13 protein-coding genes and 1 pseudogene are annotated in these 17,342 nt (G+C 68.6%); 6 read left to right on the plus strand and 8 right to left on the minus strand.

Annotated elements, in window-relative coordinates:
- The 3 genes and pseudogenes from A4R25_RS29190 to A4R25_RS31300 all read left to right on the plus strand — a co-directional run.
- Nucleotides 1-723 (plus strand): transposase (locus tag A4R25_RS29190; protein ID WP_197494994.1); only part of this gene is annotated, 723 nt, incomplete at its 5' end.
- A 316-nt stretch (nucleotides 724-1,039) separates the two neighbouring features.
- Nucleotides 1,040-2,280: pseudogene (locus A4R25_RS29195) on the plus strand (IS701 family transposase).
- A 434-nt stretch (nucleotides 2,281-2,714) separates the two neighbouring features.
- On the plus strand, nucleotides 2,715-2,918 hold the full coding sequence (locus A4R25_RS31300; protein WP_157539193.1) for a hypothetical protein: 204 nt from the start codon (nucleotides 2,715-2,717) through the stop codon (nucleotides 2,916-2,918).
- Nucleotides 2,919-2,997: 79 nt separating this feature from the next.
- Here the strand turns inward: A4R25_RS31300 and A4R25_RS29200 are convergent, their stop codons facing one another.
- Nucleotides 2,998-3,366 carry a cyclic-phosphate processing receiver domain-containing protein gene (locus tag A4R25_RS29200; protein ID WP_064448787.1) on the minus strand — a complete coding sequence of 123 codons (369 nt, stop codon included), beginning with the start codon at nucleotides 3,364-3,366 and terminating at the stop codon, nucleotides 2,998-3,000.
- Nucleotides 3,367-3,791: 425 nt separating this feature from the next.
- Here A4R25_RS29200 and A4R25_RS29205 point away from each other — a divergent pair, with 425 nt between their 5' ends.
- Together A4R25_RS29205 and A4R25_RS29210 are read left to right on the plus strand one after the other, a co-directional pair.
- Complete coding sequence (locus tag A4R25_RS29205) at nucleotides 3,792-4,361, plus strand: hypothetical protein (protein ID WP_231915663.1); 570 nt, start codon at nucleotides 3,792-3,794, stop codon at nucleotides 4,359-4,361.
- A 1,735-nt stretch (nucleotides 4,362-6,096) separates the two neighbouring features.
- Nucleotides 6,097-7,476, plus strand: a complete 1,380-nt coding sequence (locus A4R25_RS29210; protein WP_064448773.1) for a helix-turn-helix domain-containing protein — start codon at nucleotides 6,097-6,099, stop codon at nucleotides 7,474-7,476.
- A 238-nt stretch (nucleotides 7,477-7,714) separates the two neighbouring features.
- Here the strand turns inward: A4R25_RS29210 and A4R25_RS31310 are convergent, their stop codons facing one another.
- Both A4R25_RS31310 and A4R25_RS29215 read right to left on the minus strand, forming a co-directional pair.
- Complete coding sequence (locus A4R25_RS31310) at nucleotides 7,715-8,809, minus strand: hypothetical protein (RefSeq protein ID WP_157539195.1); 1,095 nt, start codon at nucleotides 8,807-8,809, stop codon at nucleotides 7,715-7,717.
- 503 nt (nucleotides 8,810-9,312) lie between these two features.
- A complete protein-coding gene (locus A4R25_RS29215; RefSeq protein ID WP_082931185.1) occupies nucleotides 9,313-9,828 on the minus strand; it encodes a helix-turn-helix domain-containing protein in 516 nt (171 codons plus the stop codon).
- Nucleotides 9,829-9,936: 108 nt separating this feature from the next.
- Between A4R25_RS29215 and A4R25_RS29220 the strand changes: the two genes are divergently transcribed.
- Nucleotides 9,937-10,467, plus strand: a complete 531-nt coding sequence (locus A4R25_RS29220; RefSeq protein WP_047890634.1) for a hypothetical protein — start codon at nucleotides 9,937-9,939, stop codon at nucleotides 10,465-10,467.
- Between the two features lie 214 nt (nucleotides 10,468-10,681).
- Here the strand turns inward: A4R25_RS29220 and A4R25_RS29225 are convergent, their stop codons facing one another.
- From A4R25_RS29225 to A4R25_RS29245, 5 genes are all read right to left on the minus strand, one after another.
- A complete protein-coding gene (locus tag A4R25_RS29225) occupies nucleotides 10,682-11,713 on the minus strand; it encodes a methyltransferase (RefSeq protein WP_030274725.1) in 1,032 nt (343 codons plus the stop codon).
- Complete coding sequence (locus A4R25_RS29230; protein WP_043325486.1) at nucleotides 11,710-12,888, minus strand: aminotransferase class V-fold PLP-dependent enzyme; 1,179 nt, start codon at nucleotides 12,886-12,888, stop codon at nucleotides 11,710-11,712. The genes A4R25_RS29225 and A4R25_RS29230 overlap by 4 nt, the downstream gene beginning before the upstream one ends.
- Nucleotides 12,889-14,160 (minus strand): tryptophan 2,3-dioxygenase family protein, encoded by a 1,272-nt coding sequence (locus tag A4R25_RS29235; RefSeq protein WP_049800115.1) that lies wholly within the window; start codon nucleotides 14,158-14,160, stop codon nucleotides 12,889-12,891.
- A gap of 58 nt (nucleotides 14,161-14,218) precedes the next feature.
- Nucleotides 14,219-14,923, minus strand: a complete 705-nt coding sequence (locus A4R25_RS29240; protein WP_030274719.1) for a tryptophan 2,3-dioxygenase family protein — start codon at nucleotides 14,921-14,923, stop codon at nucleotides 14,219-14,221.
- A gap of 648 nt (nucleotides 14,924-15,571) precedes the next feature.
- Nucleotides 15,572-16,996: a PepSY domain-containing protein gene (locus A4R25_RS29245; RefSeq protein WP_082931186.1), complete on the minus strand. Its 1,425-nt coding sequence runs from the start codon at nucleotides 16,994-16,996 to the stop codon at nucleotides 15,572-15,574.
- Between the last annotated feature and the right edge of the window lie 346 nt (nucleotides 16,997-17,342).

Consider the following 17,342-nt stretch of genomic DNA (forward strand, 5'->3'; position numbering starts at 1 on the left):
ATCCGCACCGACTCGGCCGGCTGCACCCAAGGGCTCCTCGCGCACATCCGCGACCTGCGCAAGCAGGCAGTGGACACCACGTTCTCCGTCGGAGTCGCCATCACCGAACCGATCCGGCAGGCGATCCTGCACGCCAAACAGCACGGCACGTGGGTGCCCGCCCTCGACACCGACGGCGAACCCCGCGACGGCGCCCACGTGGCCGAACTGACCGGCCTGGTCCCCGCCGACGGCTTCCCGGCCGGAACCCGGTTCATCGTGCGCCGCGAACGGCCGCATCCCGGCGCGCAACTGAGCCTGTTCGACAGCATCGAAGGCATGCGACACCAGGTCCTGGCCACCGACACCCCACCCGGCCACGGCGCCATCCAGTACCTGGAGGCCCGCCACCGCGGTCACGCCCGCGTCGAGGACCGCATCCGCTGCGGCAAGGACACCGGCTTCGGCCGATTCCCCTCCCGCGTGTTCGCCATCAACGCCGCCTGGCTGGAAGTCGCCCTCACCGGCATCGACCTGCTCGCCTGGACCCAACTGCTACTTCTGGACGGCGAACTTGCCGCAGCCGAACCCAAGAAGCTGCGCTACCGGCTACTCCACGTCGCCGCCCGACTCACCCGCTCGGCCCGCCAGACCCGGCTACGCATCGCCCAGCACTGGCCCTGGGCCGACGACCTCGTCACAGCGTTCAACCGCCTCGCCGCGCTACCCCGACCGATCACCTGAACCCGACACCCCGACCCGCCGAGCACCCTCGGAGGAACCCGGCCACGCGCCGGGCCACCACCATGCCCACACCACCACGGGCCATCCCGAGAAGATCAACAGGACGCCGACAAGCCTTGATCAACAATTAGCGAAAGACCGAGGTTAGTACTCCAGCCGGGGTTGTTGACCTTGGCTGAGCTGCGGTTCGATGCGGTGAGGGAATGAGGGCAGCCACCGTCGATCATGGGCGGTTGTGTGGACTGACCATGATGCAGCGGTGGCTGCCGGATACAGGGTAGACGCCCAGCGGTGGCGGGTGTTGTTCGACGACCTGATGCTGACGGTCGGGCAACGTTTCCGCAGGCCGGAGCCGCGTCGTCGGGTGCGTGACTTCGTCCGGGGCTTGCTGGCGCCGTTGCCGCGGAAGAACTGCTGGACGATCGCGGAGCATGCCGGTGACACGGGTCCGGACGGGATGCAGGACCTGCTGACCCGGGTGAAGTGGGACGATGCCGATGTCCGCGCCGATGTCCGTGAGTTCGTCGGCGACCACCTCGGTGATGCCGAGGCCGTCTTGGTCATCGACGAGACGGGTGATCTGAAGAAGGGCGGCACACCGTCGGCGTGCAGCGGCAGTATTCGGGCACAGCCGGCAAGATCGAGAACTGTCAGGTCGCCGTGCACCTCGTCTACGCCACCGATGCTGGTCATGCGATGCTCGACACGGCGCTCTACCTCGCCAAATCCCTGGTGCGACGACGCCGAACGCCGCGCCGAAGCCGGTGTCCCGCAGCAGGTGCGGTTCGCGACCAAGCCGCAGCTGGCGTCTCGGATGATCGCCACAGCGGTCACCGCCGGGCTGCCGTGTCGATGGGTGGCCGGCGACGAGGCCTACGGCAACGATCCGCGCCTGGCAGCCCAACTCCGTCAGATGCGACGGGGCTACGTCTTGGCCGTGGCCTGCTCTCATCAGGTGATCACCGGCCTTGGCGGCTACCGCGTTGACGCCCTCGCCGCCTGCCTTCCCGCCACCGCCTGGCAGCGGGTGTCCGCCGGCAGGGGCGCGAAAGGCTATCGCTACTACGGCTGGTCCTTCACCGCCCTGCCCCACGCCGCCGACGCCCACGGCGGGCACCACTGGCTGCTGATCCGCCGCAACCGTAGGAATGGTGAGCTGGCCTTCTACCGCTGCTGAGCACCCGAGGTCGTCCCGCTACGCAGCCTCGTCCTGGTCGCCGGCCGCCGCTGGAAGATCGAAGAGTCGTTCCAAGCCGCGAAGACCGGACTCGGCCTGGACCAGCACCAACACCGCCGCTGGACGCCCTGGCACCGCTGGAGCACCCTGGCGATCCTCGCCCACACCTTCCTCGCCGCCGCGACCACACACCGCAGCCGTCCCGACCCGGCCGGGCTGATCGCGCTGACCGTCAACGAACTACGTCACCTGTTCAACATCCTGATCATCGACCCACCCGCCGCCGCTGCGACCCACTGCTCTGGTCGGTACGCCGACGCCGTCACCAAGCACGAGCCATGACCAGCCACTACGCCCGGCAAGCCCTCACCGAACCGTGATCACAATCCCCGGCTGTAGTATTAGGTGCTGGTGGGACAATCCAGGACGTGAGCGGACAACGCCCCAGACTATGCCCCAGCGTCACCGGTGCAGTGAGATGCTTCTATAGCTGTCAAGTGGTGCTGTGATGGCGTGCAGCTGGCCGGGCATTCGTTAGGTGCCGAACCCGCCGCACAGGTAGTACAGGCTCGTGGCCAGTCCCAATATCCAGCCAGCCACGAGGCCAGACGATGACCCACGGCCAAGCCGTCCGGACAGCGCGAAGCAACTGCCCAGCAACACCAGCTGCGCAATACCTTACGTGAGTACGCCGAAGAAGAGCGCCACGAACGGGGACGTCTACTCACGCCGAGAAGCGTTCACCTCGGGGGCTGTAGGTCGGCGTACGCTGATCAAGTAGGTGCGGTGCGATGGCGCTTGAGGGAGATGCGGGATGGTTGAGCGCGTGACTGCCGGCCGGCTGATCCTCGTCAACGTGGTGGGTTGCTGGTTCTACCTGCGGCAGCCCACTTTCATCGGCGCCGGGCAGAGCTACTGGATCGATCACGAGACCAGCGAACTGTGCGTCGACCGCGGTGCTGCCCGCGTATCCCGGCATGCTCGCGTAACCCGGCACGCAGGTTGGATGTGTCGGTAGCTGAGATCCAGGGCTCGATAAGTGTTCCGGATCCGCCACAGATGAAGAACGACTGTACGCGACGGCGTGGCCGGATCGATCAGCTCGCCGGGGGACCTTTGTCGTAGCCGACGTCTGAGCAACCCGACGCGACGCGGACCCGGTAACCCCAGCGCCTCAGGACAAGCGCGATTCTCGCGGCACCGCCCGGGTTGGCGGAATGGACGACGACCACACCGATGTTGAAGGGGCGGTCGTCGAAGGCGGCCTGTTCCAGGACCTCTACCACCGGCCAGATGGTGTCGTCGCCGCCCAGGTCGTGGTCCAGCCACAGCTCGTCCAGCCGACGATCCCGGTAGCGGGTAAGAAGCTCGACGCCGGCAGCGCTCGTACGGGCCACCTCCGCGCGGCGGCTATCGACGAATGACCGAAGGTCATCGATCAGAGCGATCGCTCGTCGGGCGTCCACCCGGTCATGATGCGCGGGCACCGCCACACGTTGCCATCCGGTTTCGCTGGCGGTGCCGGCGCCGAGAGCTGTTGGGGGGTGTTGCGGTGATCCAGGCCGGTGGCGAAGCCGCGGATTCGGGGCATCCGGCGTGGCGGGCGCGGTTGATCCAGGTGTCGAGGTGCTGCTCGGTGCCCTGGTGGCGGACCAGCCCGGCGGACCCGCGGGCGAGGCCGGCGACAGTATCGAGGTCCGGTGACGTGGCGGGCCGGACAGCGCCCCGCCCCCAGGGGCGGGGTCGTCAACGGCAACCACCTCAGTCGTCGACGTTGCCCCAGAGAGCACAAACGCCAGGGTCCGGCCGAGGCCGTCGCAGGCGAGGTGAATCTTGGTGGTAAGTCCACCTCGGCTTCAAACCGACGTTGCTAGGTTCAAGCCCCGATGGCATGGTGATTCCGGTCGACCTTGGCCTGCTGGCGGCGCGAGCGCCGGTATCGGTCAGGCGTCGGGCGGCTGGATTGGGCTGTCATGATGGCGACGTGTTGTCCTGGACCCGGCCGTATGAAGATCCGATGCGGCTCTTCACCGGCACATTGGCGGTGCTCGGTACGTTGCTCTTCGCGTTTGTTGCTTTTCAGGTGGCCGCTCACTGGCAGCAGGTTCGGTTGGCTGCGGTGTTGGCATTCGCTGGATTCGCGGCGGTATGGCTCACCTTCGCATGGCGGTTTCACCGTACTGCGCTCGTGGTCAGTCGATCGGGGGTTCGGGTGCGCTGGCTGTGGCGGACGCGCACGATCGTGTGGGAGCAGGTTCGAGGGTTCCACAGTGGTCCCGATTGGCTGGTGCGGGAGCGGCTGTGGTTGCAGCTGTGCGACGGAACCAAGGTTCGGACGCCGGTCCGGAGGCGCCGCGCTGGCGTAAACCGCCTTCGCGACGGCGGTACGGTTCTCGCATCAGAACGCTACGAGGAGCTGCTTGCGGACCTCGCGAGCTGGAAGGCGGGCGTACGTCGTTGAGCGCCCGTTGGTTGCCCTGGCCGGCTCTCGACAGTGACGGCTACCGACGTAGACGGCTGCAGCAATCGGTCCAGACGAGGCGGGTCGCCAGGCTCGGCGTTGACAACAGTAGCCCAAGGTCGCGGACGGCCCCGCTGGCCGACGTGCTCAGAACTTGCAGGCGACAGCTCTAGCGCAAACGGTCGACGAGGGACTCGGCACAGCAACAACACTCGGCGTGCGATTCGACATGCGCGAGCTGGGGTGCCGTTTACGCGGGTGCGCCTGGCTGGCGCGCCCGGAGGGAGCGGTCTGGGAGCTGAGGGACCCGGTGCAAGCGAGGCGGCAACCGTCACAGCTGAGGACTCGGCACCGCGCGTCCAGTATCAACCCGGGCACCGGCCTGCGCGATATGGACCGCGACCGCCGACAAGATGCGCCGGCCTCGAGCCCGGAGATTGGGGGAGCAGGCTGGGAGCAGACGGATGCAGTGAACGGCATTGAACAGCCGCCAACCGCACTGAACGGCGCTCAACTGCACCCACGCTGACCTGCCGGTTCTCATTTTCGCAGGTCAGAGTCGGTGCGGCGTCCTGCTTCACACAACTGCACTCAACGGCAGCGAACAGCAGTCAACGGCACTCAATATCGCCTGGTGGGGGAGTGTCCGCAGGTCAGGCCGGTAAAGGGCTTATGGCGGCTCGCACCTTACAGGTGGGTGCAGATTGGGTGCAGGTTGTCGAAGTGGTCACCGCACCCGAAGTGCTCACCCATGCCGGGAAGAGCGGATGGCTTCACCTGCGGCGATGTGGGCAAGCGCCTAGCGTGACCTCCCAGAGAAGACCGAAGTGGTCAGGGTTCCCTGCTCCCTGCCTGGCTGGTGCCCGCTATCGACCTGAGGCCCGTCGAGACGCCAATCACGAGACCGGGCGGCATCGATCTGCGGCTCTGGCTTTGCATCCTGGTGGCGTCGGTCTGGATTCCCGCCCGCCGAGACCGGATCCCGCGAGCAACGCTGTGAACATGGCTTCCTCAACGGAGACCACTTCGGCGTTTCCGAAGGCGTCAGCACTGGCGGCCCGAGCGTCGATGGCCAGGGCGGCGATCTCGGATGGAGCGATCGAGCAGTCCGGCGAAGGTTTCCACCGGCGAGCTCACGTCGCCGAGTATGGCACCCGGGCGAAGGGAGGGCAGCGTCGATCACGAGGCGGCTTGCCGGCCGGGTGCCGCCGATGAGGACCTGCCTCACTGGGAGCCGTACCGCACGCCACGTGCGGAATGCGGAAAGTCGCCAGGCTCGCCCGCTGAGCTGACCGTTCCACCCAGTTGGCGCTTCCGAGGTGCATTGCGGCGGCCTACCGGCGCAAAACCTCGGCGGCTGCGGCGAGTACGGCGGCAGCCATTCCGATTCCCACCGCCCAGGCCGGGCTGTGAGCGGCAACCAGTCCCGCCCCGCCGGCGACAGCGACAGCCGCTGCCAGTCCCCGCCACCGGCGCGGCGACCGCTCGAGCCTCGACACGTTCCCCCTATTCACGCCCCTGTCTCCTACACGTCGCGCCGTTCCAGCCGATCGGCGACGGCCCGGTGAGATTAGGCGGCCAGCGGAGGAATCTGGCGGAGCTCGATGTGCTTCCGGGCCGCACCGACTGAACGGCCCTTACTCGCCGGCCAGCGCGGCAAGGTGCGGGTCGGAGGTGGTCGCGCCAGGCAGAATAGCTCGCAGTCCTCTAACCTCCTCCCCGGCAGGAAGTACACATGGTTGCCCTTCGATCTCGGCGCCTAGAGTCCATCTTCGGCACGGCGCTGGACACCCTCGCCTCGCACCACATCCACGCGCTGGTGACCGCCGGCGTGCAGGAAGCCTTCGACCTGGACTTCAAGCAGACGCTGTACGGCGGGAAGGACCAGGAGAAGCGGGCGCTCGCAGGAGATGTCGCCGCCCTGGCAAACACCGGGGGAGGGGTAATTATCCTGGGAGTCGAGGAGGACGACCAAGCCCGTGCCACGAAGGCGCCGGGTGTCGCCATCTCCGATGCCGAGGTGGCCCGGATGCGCCAGTCGATCGCGTCGCTCGTCGCGCCGATGCCGGTAGTAGATATCCTCACCGTGCCCGAGCCGGCAACCGGCGCCGGCGACGACGACACCCAGCAGGGCTTTATCGTCGTGGCAGTACCCCGCAGCCCTGGCGCACCGCACGCCGTGCTGATCAACGACGGCCTACGCTTCCCCGTACGCAACGGTGCCACGACTCGCTACCTGTCCGAGCCCGAGGTCGCCACCGCCTATCGCAACCGGTTCGCCAGCGCGCAGCGGCAGGGCCAGCGGATCGTCGAGGTCGAGCGGGAGGCGATCAGCAGGCTCGCCATCGACGACAACTACGCCTGGGTGATTGTGTCGCTGGTGCCCGACCTGCCCGGCGACATGATCGTCCAGGACGCGTTCAAGGCCTGGGAGATGGAGATCAGGCGCAGGCCGACTATCACCAACGAGGGCGTCGGGATCAACCGGACGCGTGTCGGACGCCGGCGACTCCTGGCTGACGGGACGAGCAACTACGCAGCCGAGTCCCGGTTCGTCTCGCTGGAGCTGCACACGGACGGCTCCGGGGCCTTCGCGTTGGGGGTCTCCAACCTAGGGTCGCGGAGAGCTACGGCGCAGCGCGGGGGCGAGCCTGACGACTCTGGGCGCCAAGTGGTCACCGACGAGGGGATCGCCGCAGGTATCGTTTCCGGACTTCTCCAGCTCGGTCGGCACGCTCGCGACCGGGCCGCAGCCGGCGGCACCGCCCTGATCCGGGCCCAGCTGCATCCGGTTGGAGAATCGCGGCCAACCACGATCGGCCACACCCGCTTCTACGGCATGGGGGAGACCCGCACTGGCGAGCAGTACCAGGTCAGGGTCGACCCGGCCGAAGCCGCTGCCGCCGTCGACGACCTGGCGCAGCCCGGCCCAGCTCTCATCGAAGCTGCGGCACTGCTGCTGGACGAGCTGGGCCAGGCGTTCGGCGTACCGGAGATGGGCCAGCTGACGCGGGACGGTCGGATCCGCCGAAGTTACTGGAATTCCAGCCGCCAGTCCGAGATCGTCCAGTGGGCCGAGGCGTACGGCATCGAGGTGACCGAGGAAGGCATCTGATCGCCACCCCACGAAGCCCCGGGCGCAGCGTCGAGGCGACGCTTGCGCGACTGGCGGAGGGTAGAGCACGTCGTGGCCGTGACCGACGCGTTCACGACCGGCCGGGTGTCGGAAGACGGGCGGATCGGTTTCGCCGAGATCCGCATGACTGTGTCAATGAATCAAGATGGCATGTTTTCAGTCGAATATCGCACCGTTGCGGCAGATGGTCACCCTGCCGGACGTGGCCGTTGGCTTCCTACCTTGATCCTTTCGCTCGTTTTTTCTTCGAGCGGCCGTCCCTCGATCCCGGCACTTTGCTGGATGGCTCCCTTGCCAAGGTGGTGAAGCCAGGCTTTAACTGTTCGGGTACTCGCTTGAATCGCATTTCTTCGATCAGCCAATCCGGGTCACTGGCGTGAATTGATAGCGTCAGTTCGTTACGGTCAGCGTAACGGCATACGTCAATCATGAGCTCGACGCTCAGCATCCGAGCCTCCCGGCCGCCAAGAACACGAAGCGCCTCGAAGTGCCAGGGAGATGGTCCCATCACCACGGCCAAGGCGAGGCCCTCGGGGCGCTGAAGCCAGCAGTACAGGGCTTCCCTGGAACGCGTCCATCGGTTGAAGGTGTGCCGGCCAGCAAGCCAGAGGCGGCCGAAACCAAGGACGACACAGACCCCGAAGCCCAGCGCCACGTGCCAGGAGAACTCCAGCAGGCTATGCGGCCGTCCCCACGGTACTAGGAAGGCAAGGGCGACGCTCCAGAGGACAACGCTCCTCCTGCGGTCGCGCAGCAGCCCTCTAACGAAGGCCGTCCGGAACTCGCGTTTGTACATCCCATCGATAGCGAGGCTGATGGATGTTGCGCCTGGTCTGTCGGCGGCGTCGCGATGGGCGTTAGCTATCGAATCCGGCTGCTCCAGCACTTCGGTCTGATAGACCTTGGTCAGCAGGCCGCGGAACGAGGCCCGCTGCGTGATTCGGACCTTGCCGTAGGCAGAAGTCTCGATCGTCAGCCGTGCTGACGAATCCACGCTGACGATCGACGTTCGTCCGCATTTCTCGCATTTCCAGGAACCACTCTCACCCGCCTGGAGGGTCCCGATGCGGTCCTTGCCGCAAGCGAGACAGCGCACCAATCGCGCGTTGCGGTGGTGAAATATTAGCCACTGGCGCTTCGGTGCCCCGCCTGCGGATCCGTCGGTATTTGCTAAGCTCATTGTCAGCCACGCGCTCAGGACGACAAGAACCAGCAGAACACTCCAGGTTGCCGCTGGGCGATCCTTGAGCCAGGAAGGCTGCAACTCGGTGGCATAGTTCGTGACAATCGCCAGCGCTGCGGCAACCAGCACGGATAGAGCGACTAGTGCCGCAGTTGCCCGTCGGTGGGCCGCGGTCCTCGACATCAGGCAAGTATGCCGGTACACCCTGCGGATGTCTTGACCTGAGCTAGGGTTCCGACAAGGTCCCTGACTTTCTGTACGACCCCCATCATCAGCGGCATCGTCGGTGGCAGGCGCTGGCATTCGGGTCTGCCGCTGATAGGGGGTGGCATTCCTGAGCATGTGCGGTTGATGAGCGGGCTGTGAGAGGGGGTCGGGAGCGACTGAGCCCACGGTGGCTGGCCAGGCGCCGACGCCAGCCAGGGCCGCTCGGGTAAGCGGCCACGGTATCTGACGAACGACCTGTAGGACGGCCCGTCTCGCCCTGGCTGCGGCAGCCCGGTCACGGGCCCGGGATCGGGGGAGCAGGTTGGGAGCAACAGGGTGCACTGAACGGCCGTCAACCGCACCGAACGGCACCCGACCGCATGCAACTGCACCCATCCCTGCCTGCATCTTCTCGTTTCCGCAGGTCAGAGTCGGTGCAGCGTCCTGTACGTGAAGTCGGGGTCGTTGCTGGCCTTCCACGTCTTGGTTGCCTGCCACGACACGCCACGCTCGTGCAGGATCCGCCGAATGGTCTCGGCGCTGATCGTCGCCACGTAGCCGGCGTCGATCAGGTAGTCGCGCAGCTTGGCCAGGGACCAGCACGAGAACGGTCGGCCGAGGAACCGGGGGTCGCACCGGGCGATGACGCAGATCCAGTCACGGGTCTGCTCATCGATCCGTCTCGGTGCGCCCCCGTTCCATTTTGGGTCCAGCGCGTCGAACCCCCGCTCGTTGAACGCGTGGATCACGTCCCGCACGTAGTCCTCGGTGGCCTTGAGCAGGTGGGCGATGTCCGGGGCCGGCTGGCCCTGGGCGGACATCAGCACCACGATCGCCCTACGCAGCTTCACCGGGTCCTTCGCCGTGCGGGTGATCCGCTGCAACCGTTGACCCTCGGCCATCGACACCTGCCGGACGAACACCTCCGGCCGTCTACCCACCGGCCACCACCTCCCCTGACGAGTGCTGGGAGACAGCCTGCCCGATCCGTCCTCAGAACCGATGGATTGCACGATCAACGTTCAAAGACGGGGCACTAGACTGCGCCGATGGATGCTGAATTCGCGGCCAACGCCGCGGCCACCGCCGCGATTTTCGGGGTCTTCGGGATCGTCTGGTTCGGCTGGGCGCAGGAGGCACCGCCCAAGGCGTGGCGTCCGTGGCTCGGCATCGGTTCGGTGTTGTCTCTGGTCGCAGCGATCATCGGCGGCATCGTCACCGCACGCACCTGGGACAAGGGCAGTTCCGTGGACGAGAGGACGGGGCCGGTCTTCGGGGTGATCGTCCTGATCGAGGTGGTCCTCTGTGCCGTCGGCGCGATCTGGCTCCGGCGCGCCGGCCGCACCTCCCTGGTTCCGGTTTGGATCGCCCTGATAGTCGGCCTGCACTTCTTCCCCCTAGCGCCGCTTCTGGGGTATCCGGCCCTCGCGATCTGGGCCGCGCTCGTCACCCTGGTCGCGCTCGTCAGCGTCCCTGTCGCCCGACGGTGCGACTTCACCCCCAGCGCCGTCGTCGGTGCCGGCACGGGTGTGGCCCTCCTGGCCGGAGCGGCGACCGCACTGGTGCACGCGCTCACCTAGGTGTATTGCCGGAGTCGCTGGTGCCGCACAGCGCTGGGACGTGTCTGACCGACGGCGACACGGTGGGCGGTGCGCGACGCCGAGCTCCGCACCGATGCGCCGGACGGATCGGCCGTCACGGCCGCAGGGACGGGCGCGCCGGCCGGCAACGGTGAGCCCGGGACGACTTGCGGCGGGTGCGGCCACGCCCGCATCGTCACGCCGGCTGGGCGGGTCACGCTTCGGCCACCGGCTTGTGCCCGCAGGCCAGCTCCCAGCCGCCGGGCAGCACGGCCACCCGGTCGAAGCCGACCTCCTTGAGCAGACTGGTGTAGAACTCCACCTCCCGCAGCCGACTGACGCAACTGTCGACCCCGATGAGGAAGTAGCTCCAGAAGAACTGCATCGCCAGGCGGTCTGGGGTGCGGAACTCCTCGCAGATCACCAGCAGCCCGCCCGGTTCGAGGGCCGCGTACGCCTTCTCGACCAGCCGGCGGGCGACGTCGTTCGGCCAGTCGTGCAGCACCCGGACGAATGCCATGGCGTCGTAGCCCGAGGGCAGCGGCTCGGCGAAGAAGTCGCCGCCGACGAAACCCAGCCTGTCGACATGCCCGGTGCGGGTCCGGGTCGCCTCCACCAGCGGAGCCACGGCCGGCAGGTTGTACACGTCGACCCGTAGCCCAGGCGCGTCGTCGAGGATGTGCGCGGCGAGCGTGCCGTCACCCCCGCCGATGTCCAGCAGACGGCGCCGGTCCGACCACAGCCGGCTGGCGTTGCGATGCATCGTCTCGATCACCGGACCGAGACCGACGGCCATGCTGCGCTCGAAGTCGGCGGTCTGTTCGTCGGTCTTCGGGGGCCAGGCGAAGTCGTCGTCGCTCATGCTCACCTCGCCGCGCAGGCTCTCGGCCAGCCGGCCGTGCAGCAACCGCCAGGGGTAACGGTCCCGGTCACGTTCGACAGCACCGGGGCCGACGACCGCCATGACGGCATCCCGGAGGCCGGGTACCGCACGGTACGTTGCCATCGCGATGTCGTCACCTGGCTCGCTGCGCTCAACGACACCGAGGCTTTCCAAGCAGTCGAGGAACTTGTAGAGCCGCAGGGGCCGCACGTCGAAGCGGGCGGCCAGCTCACCGAGGCTCGCCGGCCCGGGCTCCAAGGCGTCGAGCAGACCCGTGCCGAGCGCGGTCTCCAGCACGTCCATGGCCTTCGGCCCGTTGGCGAGCAGACTCATCAGCGCGCGTGGGGACAGCGTGACCTTCACCGTTTCAGCTCCTCTTCCAGGGCGTCCATGAACGTGTCGATCTCGTCGAGGGTGTTGTAGACGTGCGGGCCGACCCGCAGGTAGCCCCGCCAGCTGCAGACCATGTCGCGAGCGACCAACCGCCGCTTGACCGCCTCGCCGTCGGCGACGTCCAGGCACACGACGCCACCGCGCCGGTGCGGCTCGGTCGGGCTGACCACGTCGATGCCAGCCACCGCGGCCCGCTCCAGGATCCGTTGGGTGCAGGCGAGCGAGTGCCGTCGAATCGGGCCGGCACCTACCCCGGCCAGCAGATCCAGGCCGACCTGGGAGATCAACGAGGTCAGGGGGAACGGCGTCCCGCCGGCGAACCGTCGGGCCCCACCGGCCCAGCCTGTCGACGGCTGGAATGTGAAGGCCCGGTCACCGGCCTGCCAGCCGGTCGCCGCTGGCTCCAGCTGCGGCACCAGACCCGGGCGCACGTAGAGGAAGGCAGTGCCGACTCCGCAGAGCCACTTGTGCGCGCCGCCGAGAACCACGTCGACGCCGAGCGCCGTCACGTCCATGGGCATGACCCCTACGCTCTGGAAGGCATCAACGACCACCAGCGCGCCGACGTCGTGGGCGCGCCGCACCAGCCGGGGCAGGTCGACGGTGGCCCCCGAGGAGAAGCTGGCGTGCGGGATGCACACCAGCAGCGTGCGTTCGTCGATCCGTGCCTCGACGGCGTCCTCGTCGAACCGCGGGCTGCCCGAGCCGACCACGTCGAGCCGGGCGCCGTACCGACGGAACGCGTTCCAGATGAACGGCACCGTCGGATACTCCAGATCGGTGGTGACGATCCGGTTCCGCGGCGGACGATAGTCGAAACAGGACGCTACCCGGGCGAGCAGCGTGCTCAGGTTCGCGTCGGTGACCACGCTGCCCGGCGGTGCGCCGATGAACGCGGCGACGGAGTCGGCGTACCGGTCGAGGCCGGCGTGCCAGTCCTGCCAGACCTCGTCCCGCCAGTTCCGCAGCGTCCGCCAGTAGCCGGTGAGCACCTGTTCCGCGCCTCGCGGCACCGCGCCCGTCGAGTTGTTGTTCAGGTAGACGCCGGTGCTCAGCAGGGGGAACTCGGCGCGCAGTGCGGCGTGCGCGCTGGCGTCGAGGCACTCGGGCGTATCGAGGTCGGAGTTCCGGTGCGGTGGGCTCACTCAGGGCTGCCTCTGGTCGGCTCGATGGGGGACGGGTCGGGGCTCGCAGGCGACGGAGGTGAAGACCGGGATGGATCGGGCGGCGGCCAGATAGGGCGTGCCCTCCGTGTAGCCGGTGCCGGCCCGCGGGCCGAGCATCCGGGTCGCGAGCCGGTGGTGCGTGCGCCGCCACTGGAATACCGCGGCGGCGAACGACCGCATCTCCTCCTCGACCCGCCCGCCTTCGGGCGCGGCGAGCAGGCCGTCACGCACCGCCGCCCGGAACGCGTCGTCGATCGACGGCTGGCCGGCGTGCACCAGCTCGCGTACCTCCGGGACCTGGTGGTACGCGGCCGAGTCCAATCGCGACCCCTCGGGTGTGCGGCACAGCGACTCCATGAGCTTGTAGGAGCGGGACTGGATGGCGCTGGCCCCCGCGGTGTACTCCCGGAACGTCCGGAACGCCTCCGGCTGCATCGTCGCCAGCAGCGCGAACAGCGGCCCGGCGGCGGTGAGCTGCTGTCGGGCGTACGCCAGCCGTTCGGTCGCCCGCCCCGCCTGGCCGGCGGTCAGGGCGGCGATGGTGGCGCGCAACTCCTCGGCGACCCCCGCGAAGAGGCATTCGTACGACTGGAGCACCCGGATGAACAGGTACTCGTCGTGCGACACATGGACCGGCAGCATGGTCAGCCGCAGGACCAACTCGCCGGCGGGATCGGCGTCGGCGGCGACGGCCCGCAGCTCGTCCGGGGTCGCCACAGCTTCCCGGCCGGGGACCATCCCGGCGATGCCCAGTCGGGCGAGAGCGGGTGACACGGCCCGCACGCCGAGCCGGTAGCGCTTGGACACCACGTCCCGGCTCGGGCGCCGCTCGGGCAGCAGGTCGGTGGCACCGGAGGCGGCGGTCAACTCGAAGGCCAGCACGTCGGCGACCAGGCGAACGAGGAGCCGGTCCCGGTCCCGTCGCGCACCGAACGGGCCGGCGACGTCGCCCCCGCCGGGCAGCCGGAGCAGCCGCAGCGCAAGATAGCTGCGGTAGTCGTACCGGCCGTCCCACTTATCGAGCGCGACGTCGAGGAAGTCACCCAGCAGCCGGGCCTGCGGCTCCCGCGCGGTCGCCGGCACCGTCAGCTGCGTACGGGCCTGGTCGAGCAGAGCCAGCACTTCCTTTTCGACGAAGTGTTTACCGACCCGGTGAAACTCCGCCAGCACGGCGGAGTACGGAAAACGGCAGGTCTGACCGCCGCCGGACAGCCAACTCGTCAGTTCGCGCACGAAACCGCACCTCGACATTTCGGTCGCTACGCAGGTGGGTGAGGAAAAATTGACAATTACTGGTGAACGAGGATTGTCAACGTTGGTCGGCCTGTGATTCGTTAGCGGATCCGTCGGAGGGCTTCAGGCGGGCCCGCCACAGTGCAGGGAAGAACCGGTGCCCGACGAGCTTGGCGAGCATCGTCGCCTCGGCGCCGCCGGGATCGTGGCCCCCGACGCGCAGAGCGACCCGGTAGTGCCGCATACGCCACAGCGACACCCGCTCGTCCCACTCGATGAGCGCCTCGGCGAGCCGCTGGACGGGGTCGGCGGGATCCGGCCGACCCAGTGCGGCCGGTTCAATTCCTCGGACTTCGAGGTGCTCGGCGAACGCCCGGCCGAGCTGCCGGCTCATAGCGTGGACCTGCCGCCATCCGGGTGACTCGGCCCCGGATCCCTTACCCAGCGCCGGTTGCATGGCCTGGAAGTCGGCCGGGGACAGGTGCCGGAACATCTCCAGCTGGTCGGTGACCAGTCGGATCCCCAACGTCGCCCGGGTTAGCAGCGACTCGGTCACCGCCAGCTCGCCGACGCGCAGCCGCGTGACCGCCTCGGCCAACTCGGCGGCGATGAGCTTCAGCCACAACTCGGTGGACTGGTGCACCACCTGGAAGAGCAACTCGTCGCGGTGCATCATCTCGTCCGGCCGTCGTTGCAGGGCGAGCAGCGTGTTCAGTCGCATGTAGCGCGCATAGTCCGTGGCGCCGTCGCCGGGCAGCACAGGTGAGTGGTCCTGCTTCACGGAATCGGTTCCCTTCGGTCGACGTCGCTGCATCGGAAACCGATGGTGCGACCATGCGTGCAGCGGACATTATGCAACGGCAAACGACAATGTGCTATATCTCAACCCGATCGATCTGAGAGCGTAAAACCTCCTTTCCGCCCTTGAAAACGGTCAGGCTGGGCAGGGCGAGATTTGGCCGTACGTGTGCGGTGGGTCGGCAGGCCGTCCACCGATGCAGCCGGGGAAAAGCTGCGATGTGGCCGGCCCGGGCGCGGGCGGGGTGGCGGCGCCCCTGCTGATCAGCCGCGAGGTGGACCTGCTCTGGCTGGGCCAGGTGCTCACCGGGCCTTCGGGCGCTGGTGCTCGTCGAGGTTAGGGCCGGCGCGGCAGGAGCCGGATTCGCGGTGCCACCTATGAACTCCCCGTCGAGTCTGGGCGCTACCGGCCGACGGCCGAGAACGGCACGACCACGACGGCGTGGACCGTCACGTCCGGCGCTGTCGCCCGCGCCGAGCCGCCGAAGGGGTCCTGCACGCCCGGAGGGATCGGGCAGTCCGTGCCGCGCCGACCCCTGCTGTTACTGCCGGAACATGGAGATCTGCATGATCACGCCCGACGACAAGATCTCGGTCTTCGTGCGGACCACCGGACAGAGCGGTTCGGAGATCACCGGGCCATTCCGCCGGTGACCGGCTCCCGGCCCCGCTGACCGACACGCGACCACCGCTGTCCGGCCGCCCCGCAGCGGTGGCGGCCGGACAGCGGTGCGGGGTCAGCTACCGGCCGGGGGCGGGTGAGACGGGGTATCGGCCGACCGCGCCGACGGGTGAGCATGCCGAGGGCGATGTCGATGAAGAGGAAGCCGAGCAGAGTGACGCCAAGCCAGGGCAGTACCCAACCGAGTGCCACGGTGACCGGTCCACCGAGCGGCAGCGCCCACCACGGAAGCCCTCGGACCCCACCTCGGGCGGGCGGCGCGCCGAGCGGTGCGCGGCGACCGGCGCGGGTGGGGCGGCGCTGCCACCACATGCGGTAGCCCCAGACGATGACGCAGAGCAGGCCGAGAGCGAGCGCGGCGAGCAGGATCTGATTGACCGGGCCGAACAGGATTCCCATGTGGGCTTGAATGCCGAGGCTGCTGAGCCGCGCGAGGAGCGGCCAGTCGGCGAAGTCGCTGCGGTCGGTGACCCCGCCGGTGGTGGGGTCCACAGAGATCCGGTCCTTCGCGACCGGCCAGGTGTTGTCGACCTGGGCGACGGTCCATGCCTGGCCGGACTCCGCGGCAGGGCTGATCTCCACCGGCCCCGAGAGTCCGGCGCCGCGCGCGGAGGTCAGGACGATGTCGAAGGACGCCGGATTGTCCGCCGTGCCGGTCACCGCCCCACCGTGCTGGTGCCCACCACCACTAGCGGGCGGGGGCACGCCGTCGAGGGTGGTGGACAGTTCCGGAGTGCCGGCGCGCAGGACGTCCAGGCCGGCGCCGAAATTCGCGCCGGCGTACCGGGACCAGGTCAGGCCGGTGGCGGAGAGGAACAGCAGGCCGACCGCGAGCCAGACACCGGTGGTGGCGTGCCAGCCCCGCGTACGCCGGACTCCCTTGCGGGCGCTCAGGTCCGGTATGAGCAGGTGTGTCGTCCGGGCGCGGGTGGCGCTGCGGCGGCGCCACCACAGGATGACGCCGCCGAGCACGAGGACCCACAACCAGCTGGCGGCGATCTCGGAGTAGTGCCGGCCGACCTCGCCGAGGTGCAGGTTGCGGTGCAGGTCGTCGAGCCAGGTGGTGGCCGGGGTGGAGCCGAACCAGGTGGTGAGCTGCCCGGTGACCTCGCCGGTGTACGGGTCGACGTAGACGGTGTGCTGCTTGTCGCCGAGTTTCTCGAGCGAGAACACCACCTGGGTGGTCCGGTCGCCTGCGCCGGGCGCCACGGTGGCGATGGTGCCGTCGGGGTGCGCGGCCCGTGCGGCGGTGACCTGTTGGGCGAGGGTCGTCGGCTGGTCGCCGACGGCGGCCACGGCCAGCTGGTCGCCGTAGAGGGCCTGGTCCAGCTGTGGGGTGATGGTGTACGCCAGGCCGGTCAGGGCGGCGACCAGGAGGAGGAGTCAGACCCGAGCACCGGGCAGCACCCGATCATCCTCACAGTCGAGTCGGCATGACACACGTTGGACAGGCGCGAGCGGGGAGCCGAGCAGGCAGAGCGGCCCACGGCCGCGGACGATCAGAAGACGACGAGCGTGGGCACGCCGTCGAGCCGGGTGAGGCCAACCGGCCCCGGCAGGCCGGCGCGACAACGGCGGGCCGTACCACGGGCGGTACCACCGGGCTGCCCGCGACCGGCCTGCTGCTGGTGGCGCCGGCGAACCCGTGGTGACCCCCGGCCGGACCTGCCCCGTCCGGCCGGGACGCGCCGGCCGTGCGGTGCGGTCACGACACCCAGAC

It is taken from the genome of Micromonospora sp. NBRC 110037, assembly GCF_001652995.1.
GTDB classification, from domain to species: Bacteria; Actinomycetota; Actinomycetes; order Mycobacteriales; family Micromonosporaceae; genus Micromonospora; species Micromonospora chalcea.

What these genes read in the sequence shown, in the direction of transcription:
- A4R25_RS31300 (WP_157539193.1), top strand. Translation starts at nt 2,715, where the DNA reads ATGGTTGAGCGCGTGACTGCCGGCCGGCTGATCCTCGTCAACGTGGTG.
- A4R25_RS29205 (WP_231915663.1), top strand. Translation starts at nt 3,792, where the DNA reads ATGGTGATTCCGGTCGACCTTGGCCTGCTGGCGGCGCGAGCGCCGGTA.
- A4R25_RS29210 (WP_064448773.1), top strand. Translation starts at nt 6,097, where the DNA reads ATGGTTGCCCTTCGATCTCGGCGCCTAGAGTCCATCTTCGGCACGGCG.
- A4R25_RS29220 (WP_047890634.1), top strand. Translation starts at nt 9,937, where the DNA reads ATGGATGCTGAATTCGCGGCCAACGCCGCGGCCACCGCCGCGATTTTC.
- A4R25_RS29235 (WP_049800115.1), bottom strand. Translation starts at nt 14,160, where the DNA reads ATGTCGAGGTGCGGTTTCGTGCGCGAACTGACGAGTTGGCTGTCCGGC.